This is a genomic window from Brevundimonas sp. SPF441, from assembly GCF_009661015.1.
GTDB lineage: Bacteria > Pseudomonadota > Alphaproteobacteria > Caulobacterales > Caulobacteraceae > Brevundimonas > Brevundimonas vesicularis.
The window spans coordinates 261188-280673 of sequence record NZ_WJWX01000001.1 but is presented as its reverse complement, the minus strand read 5'-3'; the positions used below and the strand labels follow the sequence as shown (position 1 = coordinate 280673).

General features: G+C 65.7%; 15 protein-coding genes. 10 read left to right on the top strand and 5 right to left on the bottom strand.

Translation table 11 applies throughout. From position 1 onward, the window contains the following. Positions 1–10 precede the first annotated feature (10 nt). The gene (locus tag GGC30_RS01360; protein WP_153922129.1) at positions 11–1216 is read right to left on the bottom strand and encodes a pyridoxal phosphate-dependent aminotransferase; all 1206 of its coding nucleotides are present in this window, start codon (positions 1214–1216) and stop codon (positions 11–13) included. Positions 1217–1338: 122 nt separating this feature from the next. On the opposite strand from GGC30_RS01360, the gene GGC30_RS01355 reads away from it, so the two are divergent. From GGC30_RS01355 to GGC30_RS01310, 10 genes are all read left to right on the top strand, one after another. After that, positions 1339–2052, top strand: a complete 714-nt coding sequence (locus GGC30_RS01355) for a TVP38/TMEM64 family protein (RefSeq protein WP_153922126.1) — start codon at positions 1339–1341, stop codon at positions 2050–2052. Between the two features lie 73 nt (positions 2053–2125). Then, positions 2126–2581 (top strand): hemerythrin domain-containing protein, encoded by a 456-nt coding sequence (locus GGC30_RS01350; RefSeq protein WP_153922123.1) that lies wholly within the window; start codon positions 2126–2128, stop codon positions 2579–2581. A gap of 220 nt (positions 2582–2801) precedes the next feature. After that, positions 2802–3842 (top strand): rod shape-determining protein, encoded by a 1041-nt coding sequence (locus tag GGC30_RS01345; RefSeq protein WP_017504801.1) that lies wholly within the window; start codon positions 2802–2804, stop codon positions 3840–3842. A gap of 151 nt (positions 3843–3993) precedes the next feature. Then, a complete protein-coding gene (gene mreC / locus GGC30_RS01340) occupies positions 3994–5139 on the top strand; it encodes a rod shape-determining protein MreC (RefSeq protein WP_370451821.1) in 1146 nt (381 codons plus the stop codon). Beyond that, positions 5136–5654 carry a hypothetical protein gene (locus GGC30_RS01335; protein ID WP_066551390.1) on the top strand — a complete coding sequence of 173 codons (519 nt, stop codon included), beginning with the start codon at positions 5136–5138 and terminating at the stop codon, positions 5652–5654. Before mreC ends, GGC30_RS01335 begins: the two co-directional genes overlap by 4 nt. Next, a complete protein-coding gene (gene mrdA, locus GGC30_RS01330; protein ID WP_153922118.1) occupies positions 5651–7681 on the top strand; it encodes a penicillin-binding protein 2 in 2031 nt (676 codons plus the stop codon). Before GGC30_RS01335 ends, mrdA begins: the two co-directional genes overlap by 4 nt. Further along, positions 7678–8832: a rod shape-determining protein RodA gene (rodA, locus tag GGC30_RS01325; protein ID WP_153922114.1), complete on the top strand. Its 1155-nt coding sequence runs from the start codon at positions 7678–7680 to the stop codon at positions 8830–8832. Before mrdA ends, rodA begins: the two co-directional genes overlap by 4 nt. A 257-nt stretch (positions 8833–9089) precedes the next feature. After that, a complete protein-coding gene (locus tag GGC30_RS01320; RefSeq protein WP_153922111.1) occupies positions 9090–10271 on the top strand; it encodes an acyl-CoA dehydrogenase family protein in 1182 nt (393 codons plus the stop codon). A 26-nt stretch (positions 10272–10297) separates the two neighbouring features. Next, positions 10298–10576 carry a hypothetical protein gene (locus GGC30_RS01315; protein ID WP_153922108.1) on the top strand — a complete coding sequence of 93 codons (279 nt, stop codon included), beginning with the start codon at positions 10298–10300 and terminating at the stop codon, positions 10574–10576. A 4-nt stretch (positions 10577–10580) separates the two neighbouring features. Continuing rightward, on the top strand, positions 10581–11699 hold the full coding sequence (locus GGC30_RS01310) for an acyl-CoA dehydrogenase family protein (protein ID WP_153922105.1): 1119 nt from the start codon (positions 10581–10583) through the stop codon (positions 11697–11699). Between the two features lie 202 nt (positions 11700–11901). On the opposite strand, the gene GGC30_RS01305 is transcribed toward GGC30_RS01310, so the two are convergent. From GGC30_RS01305 to GGC30_RS01290, 4 genes are all read right to left on the bottom strand, one after another. Then, complete coding sequence (locus GGC30_RS01305) at positions 11902–13221, bottom strand: Hsp70 family protein (protein WP_153922102.1); 1320 nt, start codon at positions 13219–13221, stop codon at positions 11902–11904. A 364-nt stretch (positions 13222–13585) separates the two neighbouring features. After that, positions 13586–15673, bottom strand: coding sequence for a TonB-dependent receptor (locus GGC30_RS01300; protein ID WP_153922099.1), 2088 nt, complete (start codon positions 15671–15673; stop codon positions 13586–13588). 130 nt (positions 15674–15803) lie between these two features. Beyond that, a complete protein-coding gene (locus GGC30_RS01295; protein ID WP_153922096.1) occupies positions 15804–16283 on the bottom strand; it encodes a hypothetical protein in 480 nt (159 codons plus the stop codon). A gap of 215 nt (positions 16284–16498) precedes the next feature. Beyond that, positions 16499–19474, bottom strand: a complete 2976-nt coding sequence (locus GGC30_RS01290; protein ID WP_194943498.1) for a TonB-dependent receptor — start codon at positions 19472–19474, stop codon at positions 16499–16501. Positions 19475–19486: the final 12 nt, after the last annotated feature.

Genomic DNA, 19486 nt, shown 5'->3' with positions numbered 1-19486 from the left:
GTATCGGTTCTCAGCGCAGCGAGGCCGTAAAGCGCTGGATGCGGGTGCAGGCTTCTTCCAGCACGGCGTCCGAGGTGGCGTAGCTGATGCGGAAATAGGGGCTCAGGCCGAAAGCCTCGCCCTGGACGACGGCGACGCCCTCGGCGTTCAGCAGTTCCGCAGCGAAGGTGGAATCGCCGTCGATGGCGATACCCGTCTCGGTCGTCTTGCCGATCAGTCCGGCGATGGACGGATAGACGTAGAAGGCGCCCTCGGGCGTGGCGCATGTGATGCCAGCCGCCTGGTTGAGCATCGAGACAACGAGGTCACGGCGCTTTTCGAAAGCGGCCTTGCGCTCAGGGATGAAGTCCTGCGGGCCGTTCAGCGCCTCGACAGCCGCCCACTGGCTGATGCTGGACGGGTTGGACGTGGTCTGGCTGGCCACCTTGCGCATCAAATCGATCAGCGGCTTGGGGCCGCCGGCGTAGCCGATGCGCCAGCCGGTCATGGCATAGGCCTTGGACACGCCGTTGACCGTCAGGGTGCGGTCGATCAGGTCCGGCGCCACCTGGGCGATGGTGGTGTATTCGAAGTCGCCATAGACGAGGTGCTCGTACATGTCGTCGGTCAGCACCCACACGTGGGGATGGCGACGCAGGACCTCGGCCAAGGCTTCAAGCTCGGCGCGGGTGTAGGCGGCGCCGGTGGGGTTGGACGGGCTGTTCAGGATCAGCCACTTGGTGCGGGGCGTGATCGCGGCTTCCAGCACAGCGGGCAGCAACTTGAAGCCGTCCTTCTCCTCGCCAACCACCGTCACGGGCTCGCCGCCGGCCAGCAGCACCATATCGGGATAGCTGACCCAGTAGGGGGCGGGCACGATGACTTCGTCGCCGGGGTTCAGCGTGGCGACCAGGGCGTTGAAGATGACGGGCTTGCCGCCCGGCGCGACGTGAATGTTGGCGGCCGTATAGTCGAGATCGTTCTCGCGCTTGAACTTGGCGACGATGGCCGCCTTCAGCTCGGGCATGCCGTCGGCGTCGGTGTATTTTGTCTCGCCGCGGTTGATCGCGTCGATCGCCGCCTGTTTGATGTTTTCGGGCGTATCGAAGTCCGGCTCGCCGGCGCCCAGGCCGATCACGTCGCGGCCTTCGGCTTTAAGCTTCCGGGCCTGCGCGGTGACGGCGATGGTGGCCGAGGGCTTGACGCGGGCGAGGGCGGAAGATTGCAGGCTGGACATGAACTATCCCGTGGTTTTGGAAGTTTTTGCCGGGGAGGCGGGGTTGTTTACGCGGCGTCGCCCCTCGGGACAATGCGCTGATGCTCGCTAATGCATAGATGGGATGATAAGCGGCGGCTCTGATGCGCTGGATCATCGATTTTCTGTCGAACATGGAGGCGCGTCGCTGGCGCGCCGTGCTGGCGACGGCCCTGCTGCTGGGCGCGATGATCGCCCTGTTCGCTGTGGGCAAGAGCCAACTGGGGCTGGAGGCCGAGGGGCGGCTGGAAGACTGGCTGGGCGGGTTCCGTCAGGGGCCCTGGGGGCTGGTCGCCGCCATCGTGGTGTTCACGGTCTCGGCCTTTTTCGGCGCGCCGCAGTTCATCCTGATCGCCGCCTGCGTCGTGGCGTTCGGGCCATGGTTCGGCTTTCTATACAGCTGGATCGCGACGGTCGTGTCGGCGGGCGTGACCTACTGGCTGGGACGCGGACCCACGGCGCGGCTGCTGGCGCGGCACGGCGGCAAGACGGTCGGACGGCTGACGCGGTTCGTCGGCAAGAACGCCTTCTACGCCAGCTTCATGATCCGCAACGTGCCGTCGGCGCCGTTCATCGTCGTCAACATGGCGTTCGGGGCGGCGAGGGCGTCGTTCCCGGGCTTTCTGGCGGGGTGCGCGCTGGGCGTATTGCCGAAGACCGCGCTGGTCGCCTTCTTCGGCGGATCCTTCATGACGGCGGTCAGCGGCGACGGGATCTGGACCTCGGCCATACTGGCTGGCGTGGCGCTGGCTTGGCTGGCGCTGATGCTGGTGGTGCGTGAACTGGTGAAGCGGCGCGAGATCGCGCGCGGCGAATGAGGGGATTTGCTTAGCCTGCTATTTAGATTCCGTTCATCCAGAGGTTGCATGGTGTTGCTTTGGAGGCGTCGCCATGGATGTCCGTATTCTGAAGACGCAGCACGGCCGGATCATTCGACTGGCCAGCGCCCTGGGCGGGACCGCCGCCATTATGAAAACGTCGGACGATGCGATCTGCGCCCGTGAGCTGATGCGTGCGCTGAATACGGCTCTGACCGAGCATCTCGCGATCGAGGACGGCGAACTTTATCCCGTACTGATGCGGTCCCAAGATCATTCGGTTCGCGACCTCGCGCAGCACTATGTTGAGGACATGGGGGCTCTGAGCGGCGTTTGGGCGCACTATTTCGAAGAGTGGTCACAGGCCCGCATTCTGAGGGATCGGGAGCGTTTCGCCTCTGTAACCAAGGGGTTGATCGGCGCCTTGGCGCATCGGGTCGCCCGCGAGGAGGACACGCTGTATCCCACGATGGAGGCGGCGGACGCCCTGGCCGTCGTTCCGAAGCGCGACGGCAGGCCGACATCCTGAAGCCGGTGTCCACAGGCGTCGTGCCTCGATAGCCCTCTCCATATGACGACACTGTCATCGGGGCTTGTATTCCCGGTTTCATACGGGCAAACCCGCCGCTAGTAGGCGTGGCGAAGACGATCAGGAACTGTCCGGCGTGGGGATGTCAGGGCAGTTGGGGCGTCGCCAGGTCGACTGAGACATCTAGACGCCCTGCCAGCTAACAACGGTATCGATTCCCATGAGCTTCTCCCTTTTCGGCGCGATCTCCAACGACATCGCGATGGACCTGGGCACCGCCAACACCCTGATCTACATGAAGGGCAAGGGCATCGTCCTGAACGAGCCGTCGGTCGTGGCGCTGAGAAACGTCGGGGGGCGCAAGGTCGTTCACGCCGTGGGGATCGAGGCCAAGCAGATGCTGGGCCGCACGCCGGGCCACATGGAGGCGATCCGCCCCATGCGCGACGGCGTCATCGCCGACTTCGAAGTCGCCGAAGAGATGATCAAGCACTTCATCCGCAAGGTTCATAATCGCAAGGGCTTCGTGAACCCCAAGATCATCGTCTGCGTGCCCTCGGGCGCCACGGCGGTCGAGCGTCGCGCGATCAACGACAGCTGCCTGAACGCCTCGGCGCGCCGCGTGGGCCTGATCGACGAGCCCATGGCCGCCGCGATCGGCGCCGGCCTGCCGATCCACGAGCCGACCGGCTCGATGGTCGTCGACATCGGCGGCGGCACGACGGAAGTCGCCGTCCTGTCGCTGTCGGGCATTGTCTATTCGCGTTCGGTCCGCGTCGGCGGCGACAAGATGGACGACAGCATCATCAGCTACATGCGCCGCAACCATAACCTGCTGATCGGCGAAACGACCGCCGAACGCATCAAGAAGGACATCGGCACCGCCCGCATCCCGGCCGACGGCGAAGGCCTGTCGATCGAGGTCAAGGGCCGCGACCTGATGCAGGGCGTGCCGCGCGAGGTGCGCATTTCGGAGCGTCAGGCGGCGGAAGCCCTGGCCGAGCCGGTCACCCAGATCATCGAGGCCGTGAAGGTCGCGCTGGAAGCCACGCCGCCGGAACTGGCCGCCGACATCGCCGACAAGGGCATCATGCTTACGGGCGGCGGCGCGCTGCTGCGCGGCCTGGACGTCGAGATCCGCGATCACACCGGCCTGCCGGTCTCGGTCGCCGATGATCCGCTGTCGTGCGTAGCCATCGGCTGCGGCCGCGTGCTGGAGCACCCGCGCTGGATGAAGGGCGTTCTCGACTCCGCGCTCTGATCCGTCCGTTGCGGCCAAGTGAAAGCTTGGCTGCAAATCCTTGTCAGGCCTGCGTGATCACGGTTCCATTCCGGCCTTGATTTTGCGATAGGCAGGCTCAGCGGCAGGGGGCGTCCTGCCGATTCCAACCCCTTTGAGTGGAAGGTCGCCCGTGGCGTTTCGCGACGGCCCTTTTGAAAACATCAAGGTGCCGCTGGCGTGGACCGCCGCGGTCGTCGTCGTCGTGGCCGTCATCGGCGCGGTCGTCCTGTTGCTGGGCGATCGGACCACGTCCGAGGGCGGCTCGACCATGGGCGCGGCGCGCGGCGGTTTCGAAGCGGCGGCCGGGCCGGTGGGCGGGGTCTTCGCCGCGCCGGTGCGCTGGGCCGGGGCCGCGCGCGACTACGTCGGCGGCTATTTCTTCGCCATCGGCGAGAACCGCCGCCTGAAAGCCGAGATCGCTGAACTACGCGGCTGGCGTGACGAAGCGATCGCTCAAAAGAACATCAACGGCCGCTATGAGGCCCTGCTGGGTCTGCGCACCGAGCCGCCGGTGCCCATGGCCACGGGACGGGCGATTTCGGAATCGCGCGGTCCCTTCTCCAACGCCAAGCTGATCGACGTCGGCTCGGCCAAGGGCGTGCGGATCGGCAATCCGGTCGTGACGGAACATGGACTGGTTGGTCGGGTGACGGGCGTGACGGGCGGCGTCAGCCGCGTCGTGCTGCTGACGGATGTGGCGTCGCGCACCCCTGTTATGATCGAGCGCACCGATGCGCGCGCCATGCTGACCGGCGACGGCGGCGACAGCCCGCGTCTGGAGTTCATTCGCGGATCGGGTTCCATCAAGGCGGGTGACCGTATTCTGAGTTCGGGGGACGGCGGCGGTCTGCCGCGTGGTCTGCCGATCGGGGTCGCCGCCAAGGGTGTGGACGGCGCCTGGCGGGTCAAGCTGTTCAGCGATCACGGCGCGATCGACTATGTTCGCGTGCTGTTGTTCCAGAGCTTTGGACAACTGGTCAGCCCGAACGCCTTGAATGCGCCGCCGCTCGCAGGCCTGACGACGGCGCCGGAGCCGAGCGCGGCCGAGGTCGGAGCGATCCGTGACGCCGCCGCTCGTCGTGCGGCGGCGCAGCAGGCTCAGGCCGAACGAGCGCGTGCTGCGGCGGCGACGCCAGCGCCAACGCCCGCGCCCGCCGCTGCGCCGACTGCGGCCCGTCCGGCCGTGACGTCTCCGAGGCCTGCGGCTTCGACCCCGTCGCCTGCACCGGTTGCGCCGAGCCCTGCGCCGGCGCCCGCTCCGGGAGGCGCGGCGTGAGACGGCCCGTCGCGGTTCGCGTTGTCGGACCTCTTCAGTGGATCGTCTATCCGGCCCTACTCGTCCTCGCCGCGACGGTCGTTCTGGGAACGCCGCTCCAGCTGTTCGGTCTGCATCTGCCCGAGCCGGTCATTCCGATGATCCTGGCCTTCGCCTGGCCCTTGATCCGGCCGTCGATGCTTGCGCCGGCCGTCTTGTTTCTGATCGGCCTGTTCCTGGATCTCTTCTGGAATACGCCGCTGGGTCTGTGGGCGCTGTGTCTGATGGGCGTTTATGGAACGGTGCTGCTGTCGCGCAATCTGCTGGCGGGGCATGAGGGGATGATCCGCTTCGGGGCCTATGCCGCCTGTACGCTGGGCGCCTTCTTTCTGGCCTATCTGGTGGTGACCATGCGGGCGACGAACGCGCCGGCGATCCTGCCGCTGGTCGGACAGGTCGTGCCGACGCTGCTCCTGTTTCCGATCGCCAACTGGATGCTTGAGCGATTCGACGACGGAGATATTCGGTTCCGATGAGCGGCGAGCCCTCCATCTTCTTTGCCGATGTGAATGAGCGTCAGGGGTCCTTCCTGCGGCGCACCTTCGTGCTGGGCGGGGCGACAGCGCTGGGGATTACCGCGCTGATCGGACGGCTGGGCCAGTTGCAGGTCGTGCAGGCTCAGGAGTATGCGACCCTGTCGTCGCAGAACCAGTTCAACTTTCGCATGGTCCCGCCGCCGCGCGGCCTGATCAAAGACCGCAACGGCGTCGTCATCGCCGGCAATCGCCCCAGCTTCCGTGTGCTGGTGGTGCGCGACGAGACCAAGGATCTGGACCAAACGCTGGACCTTTTGGGACGGCTGCTGCCCGACACGCTGGAGCGCCGTCGCGCGATCATCCGCGACGTCAATGCGGCGTCCAAGTTCAACCCGGTGCCGGTCAAGAGCGACCTGACCTGGGAGGAGTTCGCCAAGGTCAATCAGTACGCCAACGAACTGCCCGGCGTGATGGTCGATATGAACGAGGCGCGGTACTATCCGTTCGGCGGATCGTTCGCTCACGTCATCGGCTATGTGGCCAAGGTGTCGGATCGGGACGTCAAGGCGATCCGGGACAAGGGCGAGCAGCCGCCGGCCCTGCTGTTCAATCCCAGCTTCCGCATCGGCCGCCAGGGCGTGGAAAAGGCTCTGGATACGTCGCTGCGCGGAGAGCCGGGCGGCAATAGGGTCGAGGTCGATGCACGAGGCCGCGTCGTCGCCGAGGACATCGGCGGGTCGCGGCCCGCCGTGCCGGGCAAGGAAGTCATCCTGACGCTGGACGCCGATGTTCAGAACCGGGCTCTGGAAGTGTTTGGCGACGAGTCGGGCGCCTGTGTGGTCATGGATGTGCGAAACGGCGACATCCTGTGCATGATGTCTGCGCCATCGTTCGATCCCAATCTGTTCGTCGGCGGCGTGCCGAGCAAGACCTATCGCGCCCTGGCCGACTATGAGCGCAAACCGCTGCTGGACAAGACGCTGAACGGCACCTTCCCGCCGGGATCGACCTTCAAGCCGACCACGGCGCTGGCTCTGTTGGAAGCCGGCGTCGATCCGAAGCTGACGGTGTTCTGCTCGGGTTCGTATCGGACGGGCAACCGAACGCAGCGATGCTGGGGGCGGCATGGCACCCAGAACATGCACGACGCGATCAAGAACTCTTGCGACGTCTATTTCTACGCCATGTGCAACCGCGCGGGCGTGGACAACATCCGCAAGGCGGGGCTGGCGCTGGGCTTCGAGCACGAGTTCGACATCGGCGTCGGCAACCAGCGCAAAGGCCTGTTGCCGTCCACGGAATGGAAGGCGCGAACCTTCCCGCGCGATCCGGTCTGGCATCCGGGGGAGACGACCTCCGTGGCTATCGGGCAGGGGGCGATCACGGTGAACGCCCTGCAGCTGGCCGTCATGACCTCGCGCCTCGCGAACGGGAAAAAGCAGCTTCAGCCACGCCTGATCAAGTCCATCGGCGGCGTCGAACAGCCCAGCGGAGCCGAGGCCCCGGACCTGCCGTTCGATCCGGCCCACGTGGAATATGTGCGCCAGGGCATGATCGCCGTGGCCAACGATCGATCCGGCACCGCCTACCGCCAGAGCCAGTTGGGCCTGGGCGACATCCAGATGGCCGGCAAGACCGGCACGGCCCAGGTCCGGAATTACGGCTCCGGCTCGCGCAAGAGCAATATCTGGGCGCTGAAGGACCACAACCTGTTCGTGGCGTTCGCGCCGGTGGATGCGCCGCGATATGCGGTCGCCATCATCGTCGAACACGGGGGCAAGGGCGGAGCGACCGCCGGTGCGCCGCGTGCGCGTGAGGTGATGCGCACCGTGCTGCTCAAGGATCCGGACATGCGAGCCCGGATCGAACGGCCGCTGCCGCCCGAACCGACTGGCGACGCCATCGTCGAGGACGGGGTGGTCGGCGCCGCGCCCGAGCCCGATGTGGTGGCCCCGCCGCAACCGAGCCGCCCTGCGCCGTCTGCGACCAGCGGTCCGCGACCCTATCTGTCCGAGCCCGGCCGTTGACCGCCTCGGCCCTGTCACGTCCCGGCGAGCGCGAACGCGTCTCGACCAAGCTGGGCCAGATCGACTGGCGGCTGACGGCCTTGCTGTGCGTGGTGTCCGGCACCGGCGCCCTGATGCTGTATTCGGTCGCCGGCGGATCCTGGTCGCCGTGGGCGATGAAGCACCTGATCCGGTTCGGCATGTGTCTGGCGCTGATGCTGATGCTGTCGCTGATCAGCATCCGCTACTGGTTTGCTCTGGCCTATCCCATCTACGGGATGGCGCTATTCATGCTGGCGCTGGTGGAGACGCCGCTGGGCTATACAGCCTTGGGCGCCACCCGATGGCTGGACCTGGGCTTCACCCGCATCCAGCCGTCCGAGATCATGAAGATCGGCGTCGTGCTGGCCTTGGCGCGCTGGTATCACGGGGCCTCGGCCACGGAGGCGAGTTTCCATTGGAAGCTGATCTTCCCGGTCGGGATCATCGGCTTGCCGTTCCTGCTGGTCGCGCACCAGCCGGACCTGGGATCGGCCATGCTGATCGGTTTGACGGGGGCGGCGATCATGTTCGTCGCCGGGCTGAGCTGGCGGATCATCCTGCCGCTGATCATCGCCGCCGCCGTGCTGGTGCCGCCCTATGTGATGTTCGGCATGCACGACTATCAGCGTCACCGGGTGCTGACCTTCCTGAACCCCGAGGCCGACATGTCGGACAAGGGCTATCAGATCGTGCAGTCCAAGATCGCCATGGGGTCGGGCGGGCCTTTGGGGCGCGGGTTCGGCCTGGGCAGCCAAAGCCAGCTGGAGTTCCTTCCCGAGCGCCAGACCGACTTCATCTTCGCCGCCTTCGCCGAGGAGTTCGGCTTTGTGGGCACCTTCACGCTTCTGGCCTCCTATGCCGCCATCATTCTGATCTCGCTGAGGATCGCGTCGCTGTCGCACAGTCACTTCGGGCGATTGGCGGCCTCGGGCGTGACGGCGACATTCGCGCTCTATGTACTGATCAACGGGGCGATGGTGATGGGGCTGGCGCCGGTCGTGGGCGTGCCGATGCCGCTCTTGTCCTACGGCGGCACCGTCATGCTGACCGTCATGATCGGCTTCGGTCTGGTGATGGCGACGCGGGTTCACCGCTATGCCGAACTGCCCAAGGGTCACGGCCTGATCTGACGCTACGTCAGCTAGAGCGAAATCGGTTGAGTTGGATGCAGTCCAACTCGGTTCAGATTTCGCTCCAGCATCAATCTGGAGCCTGATTCACGGCATCAGCGGAATCGCGAAGCGATTCCACCTCAGCCGATCAGGCTCTAGGTGATCGGCATTCAGGTTTCGCTTTCTAAGGCGGGGATTTCCTGGATAAGGTCAGTCCCAACGATGTCTCGCATCGGTTTCGGCCGGTCAGCGACGCACGCTATGGGAGACGAGGAATGACCGATCTGGAGCAATTCCGCGCCGAGACGCGCGCCTGGCTGGAGGCGAACTGCCCGGCCGAGTGTCGCGGTCCGATGGCCGACGACGAGATGATCTGGGGCGGGCGAAACCCCACCTTCAAGACCCCGGCGCATAAGCTGTGGCTGGAGCGGATGGGGGCACGGGGCTGGACAGCGCCGGAATGGCCCAAGGAATACGGCGGAGGCGGCCTCAGCCGCGAGGAGGCCAAGGTGCTGGCCTCCGAACTGCGCCGCATCAAGGCCCAGCCGGCCCTGGCCAGTTTCGGCGTCTGGATGCTGGGCCCGGCGCTGCTGGCCTTTGGGACCGAAGAGCAGAAAAAGCGCTTCCTGCCAGAGATCGTGCGCGGCGAGATCCGCTGGTGCCAGGGCTATTCCGAGCCGGGCGCTGGGTCCGATCTGGCGTCCATCCAGACGCGGGCGGAAGATCGGGGCGACCATTGGATCGTCAACGGCCAGAAGATCTGGACCTCCTACGCCGACAAGGCCGACTGGATCTTCTGCCTGGTGCGCACGGACCCCGAGGCGCCCAAACATCTGGGCATCAGCTTCGTGCTGTTCGACATGAAGACGCCGGGCGTGACGACGCGGCCGATCACCCTGATTTCGGGCAAGTCGCCCTTCTGCGAGACCTTCTTCGACGACGTGCGGGTGGAGAAGGAAAACCTGGTCGGGACGCTGAACCGGGGCTGGGACGTGGCCAAATATCTGTTGGCGCACGAGCGGACCATGATCGGCGCGATGGGCGAGGTCGGCGGCGGGCGGCCTGTGGGGCAGGTGGCGCTGGACGCCATCGGCGCCGACGACGCGGGGCGGCTGGACGAGCCGATGCTGCGCGCGCGGATCGCGGACCTGGAGATCGACGCCGCCGCCTTCAACCTGGCGATGGAGCGGGTGGGCGATCAGGTGAAGGCTAAACAGGCGCACCCGGCCATCGCCTCCATGCTGAAATACTACGGCTCCGAGCTGAACAAGCGGCGGCACGAACTGCTGATGGCGGCAGGCGGGGCCGAGGCGCTGGAGTGGGAGGGCGAGCGGTCGCATGACGGCAAGTCGGCCCGCGATTGGCTGCGGACCAAGGCCAACTCCATCGAGGGCGGCACCAGCGAGGTTCAGTTGAACATCATCGCCAAACACCTGCTGCAACTGCCGGGAGCGTGAAGGTGACAGGCGTAATAGAACGGCCTTTGCTTTTCGGTATCGCGGTAGTCGGCGTCGTTCTCAGCGGGCTGCTGAGCTTCGTCATGCTGACGCCTATGGGATGGGGCATGTCTTGGAGCGAACTTACACCGACTTGGAGCGCCAAGTTCTTCTTTCTTGCGCCCGGGGTGGCTTTAATCGTCGCCGGGCTGGCAAAATTCTCGCCACGACCGTCACCATCGCAGGAAGTCGCTCTCCTGGCGGCGCCCGCTTATCAGGCGATCTATCTGGCCTTCTCATACTTCGCTGCGCTGTCAGGGGACTGAACCCATGCCTTTGATCCTGACCGAAGAACAGACGATGTTGCAGGATGCCGCCGACGGCTTCCTGAGCGAACGGGCGCCGATCGCCCATCTGAGGAAGCTGCGGGACGAACGCGACGCCGACGGCGTGTCGCGCGACCTGTGGCGGGCCTTTGGCGAGATGGGCTTCGCCGGCGTCATCATTCCCGAGGCGCTGGGCGGCATGGGGCTGGGCGCGGTCGAGGCCGGGGTGATCGCAGAGAGCCTGGGGCGCACCCTGACGCCGTCGCCGTATCTGGGTTCGTCGATCCTGTCGGCCAAGGTGCTGATCGACGGCGGATCGCAGGCGCAGCAGACCTGGCTGCCCAGGATCGCGGCGGGCGAGGCGATATTGGCGCTGGCGGTGGACGAGGGCGCGAAACACGCACCGTCGCGGATCACCACGCGGGCCGAGCGCGCGGGCAACGGTTTCAAGCTGAACGGCGCCAAAGCCTTCGTGCTGGACGGCCATGTGGCGGACGCCCTGATCGTCGTCGCGACGGCTGAGGAGGGGACGACGCTGTTCCTGGTCGATCCGGCGACGGCGGGCGTCGCCGTCGAGCGCACGGTGATGGTGGACGCGCACAATGCGGCGCGGATCACTCTGACGGATGTGGCGGTCGACGCCGATGCGGTGATCGGCGCGGTCGGGGGCGGGGACGCGCTGCTGGACGGCGCGCTGAACCTGGGGCGGGCCTGTGCGGCCTCAAGCCTGACAGGCGCGGGCGATCAGGCGTTCAAGACGACGATGGAGTATCTGCGGACCCGCAAACAGTTCGGCAAGCTGATCGGTGAGTTCCAGGCGCTGCAACACAGGGCCGCACATCTGTTCTCAGAGCTGGAACTGGCGCGCGCGGCGACGATCGGCGCGCAGATCGCCATCGACGAGGGGCGCGAGGGGGCGTCCCTGGCGGCCTCCATTGCCAAGGCCAAGGCGGGCCGCGTCGCCGAACTGGCGGTGCAGGAGGCGGTCCAGATGCACGGCGGCGTCGGCATGACCGACGAATACGACGTCGGCCTGTTCATGAAGCGGGTGCGGGTGCTGAACGAACTGCTGGGCGACGCCGGTTTTCACGCCGAACGGGTGGCGCGGGCGCAGGGGTTCTAGGTCGATGAACTTATAATCCGTCACCCTCGGGCTTGTCCCGAGGGCCTACGGTGGGTTCGAATGCGGTCGTGGACATGCCAGGCGTTTGTTTGAAAACACCTCGCGGTCGAGATCGTTTAACCGTGGGCCCTCGGGACAAGCCCGAGGGTGACGAGCTTTAGAAGTTGGCGGCGATTTTATCCTAGGCGTCTGGTGTTCCGACCTAACCCGCCTTCTCGCTCCACAGGTCCAGATCCGGCTCGCGCCCGATCAGGGCCAGGCCGGCCGCGATGGATTCGAACTCGCCGCCCGTCTCGATCCGATCGGCGCCGAAGCGGTTCTGGAAGAGGGCGCGCACGGCCGGCACGAAGGAGGTGCCGCCGGTCAGGAAGACGCGGTCGATGGCGTCGGGCGCAAGGCCGCTGCGGGCCATCGCCTGATCCACCGCGCCCTCGATGGCGCCCAGTTCCGGCGCGATCCAGCGTTCGAAATCGGCGCGGGCGACCGGCTTTTCGATATGGACGCCGCCGGCCTGGAACAGGAAGGTCGCCTGGTCGTCGGCCGACAGGGCCATCTTCAGCGTGGAGACGGCGCGGTACAGGTCATGGCCGTGATTGTCGTCCAGCACCTCGATCAGACGCTCGATCTTCTCGGGCTCCAGCGCGGTGCGGGCCAGCGCGCGGATGTCGCGCATGTCGCGCGAGGCCCGTAGCAGAGCCAGCTGATCCCAGCGCGCGAAGGCGGAATAATACCGCTGGGGAATAGGCAGTTGTTTGCCGACGGAGCTGTACAGACCGCCCTTGCCCAGTTCGGGCGAGACCAGTTGGTCGATGATCCGGTAGTCGAAGGCGTCGCCCGCCACGCCGACGCCCGAGCGGGCCAGCGGCGTCGAACGCAGGCCGTCGGGCGTATGTTCGAACCGGATGATGGAGAAATCGCTGGTGCCGCCGCCGAAGTCGGCGACCAGGACCGTCGCGTCCGCCTTCAGCTGGCGCGCGAAATAGAAGGCGGCGCCGACCGGCTCGTGCGCATAGCGGATGTCGGTGAAGCCCAGCCGCTCGAACGCCGTCTGATAGCGCGACAGGGCCAGGGTCTCGTCCGGATTGCCGCCCGCAAAGGTGACGGGACGGCCGACGATGACGGCGGGCTGGGTGTTCGCGAGTTCGTCGCCCGCATGGTGCCGCAGGCGCAAGAGGAAGGCGGCCAGCAGATCCTCGAAGGCGTAGCGTTTGTTGTCGATCCGGGTCTCGGTAAAGGCGGCGCTGGCGGCGAAGGTCTTGAACGACTGGATGAAGCGGGTCTCCAGCGGATCCTCGACATAGGCGGCGATGGCCCAGGGGCCGGCCTCGACCACGCGCTCTGGCGGCTGGCCGTCCACGCCCGGATGGGTCTGGAAACTGAGCGCCGAGCGGAAGGTGGTCGTCTGGCCCTCGACCGCGTCGAAGGTCACGAGATGGGCGAGGCCGTCCGCATCGGTCAGGGCCACGACCGTATTGGTCGTGCCGAAATCGATCCCGATCGTCATCGGTTTCGTCGCCGTCATGGCAGGGCTCCAGGCAGGGGAGCCGGGTTCCTAACGTCAGTCGGGGCAATAGCAAGGACTAAGCGAGGGATTGTGGCGGAAGCGGTATCCGATACACTACGTTTCAGCCCGGTCCAGGCCGGTCCAGGCCTGTTCAGAAGCGCCGCGTAGAGACGCTTGTCGGCGGGACCGCGATCGCATGGATGACGTCAGATAGAATCCTGCGGAAAAACGCGTGCGGGTCCTTAGAGGCAGCCCAACCGGACGTGATCATCTCCGTCGGAATACGATCGGCGTTGCCTGATTGCACGATCAGGACATCGCCCTAGGATCCGTTTTGGGGCGAGACCTCAGCCGTTGCTTCGCTTCCGCCGAGCCTCCTACCCTAAAAGTGCCGACTGAGGGTCAGACGAAGGGTGCGACCCAAGGGATCCTGTGCATTGCGGCCGTAGCCAGGCGCAGGCCGGCCGTCCCCGAGCCGCGCTTCAGGTCTGCTGTCGAACAGGTTTTCGACCTCGAACTCCAGACGGAGGCCGTCATGGCGACGACGCGCCCCCTCTTCCGTCGCCTCCGGCGCATCGATCATCGTGCTGATCCGCAGACCGGCCGTGAGAAGGCTCGATAGTCGGAGGTCGTCGGGACCATCGCTTCCAAAGTCACGGCGTATGCGCGCGGGACCTCTCCAGTTCAGGACGGCGTTGACGCCCCATCGCGCATACCGGCCGTCCAGCCGGACGGTCAGCTGGTGAAGGGGAAGGCCGCCGCCGTCGCCCGCCAAAAGGTCGAGGCGGGGGAGAGTGTCGCGGATCGTGAGACTGTCTTCCAGGCGCCAGATGTGGGTGATCCCGACCAGCATCGACCCGCTCCGCAGCGATTCTCCAGGGCTGCCGAGCGGGAGGGTGGCGGAAAAGCCGGAGGACAGGGTCTCGGTGGACAGCCGCGCCAGATTGATGGGGCGCTGATCGAGGCCGATCAGCCGCCCTTCAGCGTCTCTGAAAACATGATCCGGAAAGGCGGCTTCGACCGCCGGCGTCAGCATCGGCAGGGCTCCGATCGCGTTTTCGGTGCGGACCGTCTGAAGATCAAGATTGCCCTGCAGTCCCCAGGCGCCGAACGGACCGGTGGACGCGGACAGCGACACGGTTTGTGCGGTCTGCGTCGCCAGGTCCGGATTGCCGCCCAGCAGGGGCGTGATCTCGACCGCTTGGCCGGAGGTGAAATCATAGACGAGCCGAGGCGCCCCGTACTGCGGCGGGGCTGACCTCTGCTCGCGCGTCGGCGCGTCGGTCGCCTGCGACCACTGGGCCGACAATCTCAATTTGCTGAGCGGGGACCAGGCGAGGCCGGCGTTCAGACCGCCGTTCGCGCCCGCATCGCCCTGACGGTTCAATCGGCCGCCCACATTGACGGCCAAGTCTCCCCAAGGCCCGCTCCGCTCCGATGACCGGGACAGGATCGGCAGGTTCAGATTGGATCCGAGAGCAAGCGTCTGGAGTGTCTGGGCCGGCGTCTCCGGCGCATGCAAGGTCTCGGATGTCGATGCGGTGTAGCGGGCGTCCGCCGTAACCAGGACGGGGCCGGCCGGCAGGTCCATAATACGACGATCCGCAAAGACGGACGCCGAGAACACCCGGGTGCGCGTGGCGAATGTCGTCAATCCCGACTGTCGGGTCTTGGCGACCAGGCCGTCCACGCCCGCGCGCACAGACCAGTCAAGAAGACGACCGCTGACCCCGCCCGCGGCGGTCAGGCTGTTTGCGATCTGGCGGGTCTCGCGCGCCTGGCCCGCGAGGCTCGAGGTGAAGGCGTCGCTCTGTCGCTGGGCCGTGCTGCTGAACGACGTCGCCCAGTCGCCGATGGCGCCGGTCGCGGACACCGAGACCGAAGCGACCTGGACTTCGGGACGCAGGGTGTCGGTCTCGTCGGCCGATGCGCTTCGGCCGGTCGCGGATCGCTCGCTCGCGCGCAGGGCGGTCGTGCGCGAAATCTGGGCGCCGATCTGGAAGGTCTCATTGTCCTCGATACGCGACTGACGCCCCTCTGCGGCGACGGACGAGGTCCCGCCCGCGCTCGGACGGGCCAGCTTCGCCTGAGCGTCGCGACTTTCGAACGCGGGCTGCAGCACGATGTTGACAACGCGACGCGATGGATCGCCGTAGAGGGCGCCGGCCTGGGGCGGAAGGGTCTCCACCCGAACCAGCGCGTCCGGCGGGAAGCCCGTAAAGTTTCGGGCGTCCACGACCGGGCGGCCGTTGACGATGACGACAGGGGACTGCTGCAGGCCGAGACGTTCGCTCAACCGCGCGATCACTTCGCCGATATCATAGGCCCCGAGCGCGTCGATCTCGTCCGGTCCCAGCACCTGCTCCGGCGCGACCCTGGCCGCGCCCCGTCGGCCGAAGACTTCCACCGCGTCCAGCTGTACGGGCGGGGGGAGGGGCGACGGTTCGGCCTGGACGATGATCGGCATCATAGCGGTCAGCCTCGATCCCTGGCGCCGGCGCTGCGAGGACGGGCGCGCCAGGCGAGCGAGACGCGAAAAAGGCCGGGCGTCGCAGACGCCCGGCGAGGCTTTTCAGGGTGAGGGGGCAGGCTTGCCAGGCTTACAGAATCTGCAGACCGGGGATGCGGATCGAACCGCTGCGGATTGTGCAGCTGCGACCGCCGGCGTTGACGGGGGGCAGCACATTGTTGCTGAAGGTCGCGGTGCTGGTGGCGTTGTTCCAGGCGACGACGACCGTGCCGTAGCACGGGTCGTTGGCGACGGTGTTGGCGCCGATCGTCAGGGCGATCGAGGTCGTCGAACCCGGCACCACGGCGGCGCTCCACGACCCGCTGGGAGCGACGGCGAAGCACAGAGCGCTGCCCGGGGAAATGCTGCGGGTCGGGATCGGCGCGCTGGTCGCGCTGAGCGGGCTGGCGGTGATGGAGACGTTGCAGGTCACGACCGTCGTCTGAGACAGGGTGACAGAACCCGATCCCGATACGCTGCCCGAGCTGGGCGAGAAGGATTGAGCGAAGCTGGGGGAAGCGACGGCGACGGAAGCGAGCGCCGCAGCGGCGATGGAAAGCGTCTTGATCATGGTAGTCCTCCCTTGAGCGGGCCTTGATCGGCCCCTTGCGAACCGTGGACTGTCCGACGGTCCGGACGTGCTATTTACAACGCCGTCAACAGTGTTGAGTCAAGACAAAAAACATTATTTTTCAACATGGTAAACGATGAATGGCAGGGCAAACCCGACCGCTCGCGCGATCAGGTTTGCAGGGCTCTTACCGCTCCGAACCGGCCGCGAAGCGGTCAGAAACTCTTGGTGAGACGCACGGCGAAGAGCCGCGGGTCCAGGGTGAAGACGTTGGTGGTCAGGCCGGTGTCGTCGGAATTGGTGAAGGCGTCGACGATGGGCGCGTCGTCGAAGAGATTCTTGACATAGGCCTGCACGGTCAGGCCGCGCTGGCTGTCCTTCAGGGAGACGGAGAGGTTGAGATTGTCCCAGCCCTTCAGCCGGTCATACTCGGTGTTGTAGACCCGGAAATAGCTCTCGGCCTGACGATAGTAATCGCCGCGCACCGTCAGGTCCCAATCGCCCAGGAACCAGGTGTATTGGGCCCCGATATTGGCCGTCCAGTTGGGCGAATTGGGCAGTTCGTTGCCGCCCAGGTCGGCATTGAAGCCCCGGCCGCCGTTCGGCGCCTCGGTCAGAGGGTCATAGGTAAAGCCGTAGAACTGCCAGAAGGGCAGGCTGGAGGCGAGGTCGGGGTTGAAGGTTCCGAACCGCGACGAACCCGCACACAGAGCGCTGAGAGAGAAGACCGCGATTTCCGTCCCGAAGGGGCTGTTCAGAATCTGCTCGGCCAGATCACGCGGCGCGATGCAGTTGGACGGCACCTGAATCCACGGCCGCAGGGTGATCCAGTCGGGATTGCCCTGGGTGCGGTTCATCACATCGATGGAGCCCTCGCCGTCGGCGACCCGCGTCTTCAAGTATCCCAAGTTGGCGTCGATCTGGAAGTTGGCCGTGGGCTTGTAGACGGTCTCGAACTCAAGCCCCCAGATCTTGGCGTCGAAGTTCTCATTCAAGGAGATGCGGTCGACGATCTGCGAAACCTGGTAGTCCTTGTAGTCGTAGTAGAAGGCGGTGGCGTTCAGCCGCAGCTTGCCGTCCAGCAACGTGTTCTTGGTGCCGATCTCGAGGGCGTTGACGTATTCAGGCTCGAAGGTGCTGGCCAGCGGCTGATACTGCACGACCGTCGGGTTCAGATCGAGACGGGGAGGATTGGTGCCGCCGCCCTTGTAGCCGCGCGACAGGGATGCATAGACCAAGGTATCGTTCGTGAATGACAGGTCGGGTGTCCAGTCGAGAACGATGCGTCCGGTCAGCGCCTCCCATTTCTGCTCGATATCCGGCAGCGCATAGTAGCCTCGACGAACATAGCCCCCTGTGGCCAGACCGGGATTGCCTTTCAGGTTGGCCCCGAGCAGAAGTTGGCTGGGATAGGGCGTCGTATCCTTGCGATCCACGGTATAGCGCAGCCCGGTCGTCAGCCGCAGCTCAGGCGTCAGGTCCCAATAGCCCTCGCCGAAGACGGCCCAGGATCGGGTGTGGATGACGTTCTTGCTGCGGAAATAGTTATGCCCCTCCCCATTAATTTCGCTGAGCGGATTGGGGTCCACATAGACGCATTCGAACGGTTGGCTGTCGTCGCACGGTTGGGTGCCAATGCCGCCGTTGGGCAAGAAATCCGTGTTGTAGAAATATTCTGCGATCAGCGAAAAGGTGTTGTTGAAGACGTAGTAATCGTCCTGAGACTTGAAATCGAGATAGTTGGCGCCCAGGCTGAAGTTGAACGATCCCTGGCCCTTCGACTGAAGCCGGATCTCCTGATACCATTGGCGATTATCCGATTGGCTGATGTCCACCGCCAAGATGCGGTCTGAGGGCCCCAGCTGCGGGTCGGTGTAGATCCCGCCCGGCGTCGCCGTGGACGGCGCGGGATTGCCTAGAAAGTCGAAAACGTTGTTGCTGTCGACGAAGGCGGGGTTCGAGACGTAGCGAGCATAGTCTTGGGACGCATAGTAGTCGTCCTTGGCATAGGCGGTCTGAGAGTACAGCGTCAGGGAGTCGCTGAGATCGAACTCCAGATTAACCTGGACCACATCGTTCTCGGCGCGGAACACCGGATCGTAGCTGGTGGCGATCTCGCGCAGGTCGCGGGACTGGACCACGCCTTCATACGGGTCGAAACCCAGCGGGATCAGGTTGATCAGCTCGAAATTGGGGCCGAAGCCGAGGTTCGGTCCGGTGCCGAGCAGCCGAACGGGCCCGAATGATCCGCCGTTCGGCGCGCCGTAGGCGGCATCGCTGTAGAGGGAGCCGGGCAGGCAGCCCTGGCTGAGCTGATCCTGGGTGTAGGGCGTCGTAATCGTCGCCGACCCGAGCTGTGTGGGGCCGGGATCGGTCGTGCACAACTGCTTGCCGGTGCGGGACCGGTTGTCGTCCTCCTCGAAATGCTCCCAGATCGCATTGGCCCGGAACCGCGCCGTGGGTTCCCAGCGCGCCGACAGTCGGGTCGTGAACAGATCACGATCGTTCACATGGGTGTCGTTGAAGCTGTTGAAGTCGAAGCCGTCGCGCTTGGTGAAGGCGAAGGCTCCGCGCATGGCGAAGGTCTCGCCCCACGGAATGTTGACCATGGCCTGGGCGCGTTTGCTGTCGTAGTTGCCGAGCTCTCCGGTCACGAACCCCTCGGACGCGAAGCGCGGCAGTTGGGGGAACATATTCACCACCCCGCCCGTGGCGTTGCGGCCGTACAGGGTGCCCTGCGGCCCGCGCAGCACCTCGACGCGGTCGACGTCCAGATACTCCTGTTCGAACAGCCGGTTTCGGATCAGGGGCGTGTTGTTGAAGCTGACGGCGACCGCCGGGTCGCTGGAAGCCGAAACCGCCTTGGTCCCGATCCCGCGGATCGAGAAGTTGTACATGCTGAAGTTGGCCTTGGAGAAGGTGACGTTCGGCACGGCGCGCAGGAGCTCGGATCCGCCTTCGATCTGACGGGCCTCAAGGGCTTCCGACGAGAGGGCGGTGACGGCGATCGGCACGTCCTGAACCGACTGTTCGCGCTTCTGGGCCGTGACGATGATGTCGTCCACGACCGCGGGGGTGGGATCGGCCTGGGATGTCGGGCTTTGCGCCAGGGCAGGCGCGCCGGCCATGAACAGCGCTGTCGCCGATACGGAGAGCGCGAGGCGCGCGCGAATACAGACCGCTGAAGCCATGAAATCCTCCCG

Bases quoted from the DNA above. Each gene is read 5' to 3' on its own strand.
- GGC30_RS01310 (WP_153922105.1), top strand. From the start codon at position 10,581: ATGCCTTTGATCCTGACCGAAGAACAGACGATGTTGCAGGATGCCGCC.
- GGC30_RS01355 (WP_153922126.1), top strand. From the start codon at position 1,339: ATGCGCTGGATCATCGATTTTCTGTCGAACATGGAGGCGCGTCGCTGG.
- GGC30_RS01305 (WP_153922102.1), bottom strand. From the start codon at position 13,221: ATGACGGCGACGAAACCGATGACGATCGGGATCGATTTCGGCACGACC.
- GGC30_RS01360 (WP_153922129.1), bottom strand. From the start codon at position 1,216: ATGTCCAGCCTGCAATCTTCCGCCCTCGCCCGCGTCAAGCCCTCGGCC.
- GGC30_RS01295 (WP_153922096.1), bottom strand. From the start codon at position 16,283: ATGATCAAGACGCTTTCCATCGCCGCTGCGGCGCTCGCTTCCGTCGCC.
- GGC30_RS01290 (WP_194943498.1), bottom strand. From the start codon at position 19,474: ATGGCTTCAGCGGTCTGTATTCGCGCGCGCCTCGCGCTCTCCGTATCG.
- GGC30_RS01350 (WP_153922123.1), top strand. From the start codon at position 2,126: ATGGATGTCCGTATTCTGAAGACGCAGCACGGCCGGATCATTCGACTG.
- GGC30_RS01300 (WP_153922099.1), bottom strand. From the start codon at position 15,673: ATGATGCCGATCATCGTCCAGGCCGAACCGTCGCCCCTCCCCCCGCCC.
- mrdA (WP_153922118.1), top strand. From the start codon at position 5,651: ATGAGCGGCGAGCCCTCCATCTTCTTTGCCGATGTGAATGAGCGTCAG.
- GGC30_RS01320 (WP_153922111.1), top strand. From the start codon at position 9,090: ATGACCGATCTGGAGCAATTCCGCGCCGAGACGCGCGCCTGGCTGGAG.
- GGC30_RS01345 (WP_017504801.1), top strand. From the start codon at position 2,802: ATGAGCTTCTCCCTTTTCGGCGCGATCTCCAACGACATCGCGATGGAC.